Raw genomic sequence first — 2,100 nt, forward strand, 5'->3', positions numbered from 1 at the left:
CTGTCCTGGATCTGATCCTGTTCCATCAATTGGTTGATCCATTGGATGAAGTCCTCCTTATTCCAATGCTGATGGTAAACCACGCCCTTTCTCCAGGCTTCCACAGTATGGTAAGTGAGTTCGCTTGCCTGATAGGGAAGCCTCAAAACCCCAAGGGAATGACCGTCAGGGGAAGAAAGATAGGATTCAACAATTTCTTCTTTTTCATGGATGATAAAAACCCCGCATCGGATAAATGGAACACCCAAAATTGTCAGTTCCTTGAATATCAAAGGCGTAATCACTTCCAGATCAGACGCCGATCTCATGCTGGAAATCACACCTCGAACACGGTCCAAAGAGGCTTGTTTGATGGCTTCTTTAGCTTGGACTTCGGCTTTTTGTAAGTCTAAGAAGCGTGTATAGGTCTGCTGGAAAACCTTCCCAAATCTCATCAATACCTGATTCTCTTCGTCAGTGAAGGGCGTTGTTGTATAGTTTTCGATATAAAGCCCAACATTATCCAGAAGCACTGTGGAGATCGAAAGCCCCTCTTGGGCAAAATAAAAATTCTGCTTCTCTTGGGGCAGGTCAGGGATAAAGGAAAACAGGCCTTTATAGAAGTTGTTTTTGGTGTCAAAATCCAGAAGGTTTGCAAAAAAGTCTTCGCCCTTAGATTTGGCTTCTCGGAAGCTGTTCCAATGAGGAGAATCAAAATAGGGAAAGGTGATTTCTGAATGAAACTGAATGGAATCAGCCAGCCATATATTCATATCCTCGCGATTCTTATAGTCCATGATAAAGCCTGTGTGCTCAATAGGAATTCCCAAGCCTACAAATTGCTGATACACCACCTGGATGACTTCCTGCAATTCCTCACTTTTTTGCATTCCCATACTCCTGCTTCGCACCCGCTCTAAGGCTGCTTCTATCTGCGCTTCCCTTGCCTGGGCTTCCGCTTTTTGGAGATCGAGAAAGCGGGTGTAGGCCTGCTCAAATACCCGTGAAAAACGTATAACGATCTCATTCTGCTCTTCTGAGTAAGGTTTTCCCTGATAATTGTACACATTAAGTGCTGCATGTTCTGAAAGGGCAATAGACATATCGACACTATCGCTTTGGAGCATTAAATCCAACCGCTCTTGTACCATATCACTTTCAGAAGCCAGATGTCTGATTAACTTATCCTTCACCTCCTTGTCGGAATTCACTGTAAAAAATGATTTTTTCAGCAAACGGGCTTCTTTGGTCTTGTTGAACAGCGGATGATCGAGATAAGACACAGTTAGCTTTTCCGGATAGGTATTCGTCTCTGTACCGACCCAGATATTAAGACCCCAGTTATCAGGTTCAAAAATATCGATGTAACAGGCATCCAACGACACATTCAACACTTTTAGTTGGCCGAATACGGTCCTGATCACTTCACCCAATTCAGAGGTTTGGTGCATGGCCATTGAAGCGGAACGCACGCGTTCTAAAGCTGCTTCTATCTGCGCTTCCCGTGCCTGTACTTCAGATTTCTGAAGATCGAGAAATCGAGTATAGGCTTGGTCAAATACCCGCGCAAATCGTTGGATGATTTCTATTTCTGACCGTGCCAATACCTTGCCTTCAAAATCATTGATATTAAAAACTGCATTTTTAACTGCCACCATGGAAATGGTATAGTTGGTGCTATCGAATATCATGCGTTTGATATCCTCGGGCAAATGCCTGAATTCAGCAGTATGTTCAATCACATAGCTATAGAAGGCATCTTTTTCTTCTTTTGAATAATGACCCTCAAAAAAATCCAGTTGCTTTTCAAGGGCATTATTTAAGTCCTTCGGGATTTGATTTTCGAAATAAGGAAGACGGTAATTGGTGATGACCAAGCCAGCCTCATTTTCACCACATACATAGGAATCCAAGTCTTTAGAACCTTCGATATAAATGCCAATTCCTATCGCTGTAAATGGGATTTGAAGCTCTTTTAATCTTTCGAAAAGAACTGAGACCACTTCTTTTAGCTCATTACTTCTATGCATGGCTAGGGACCGGGAACGGACTTTTTCCAGTGCTGCTTCTATTTGAGCCTCTCGAGTCTGGGCTTCTGCTTTTTGAAGATCGAGGAAGCGG

The 2,100-nt window shown here is 43.0% G+C and carries 1 protein-coding gene; it reads right to left on the reverse strand.

Annotated features, from left to right (window positions below; translation table 11 throughout):
* A partial coding sequence (locus ACZFYI_RS19565) for a hypothetical protein (RefSeq protein ID WP_462525803.1) occupies positions 1 to 2,100 on the reverse strand: 2,100 nt, incomplete at both ends.

Source organism: Aquiflexum sp., from assembly GCF_977115555.1.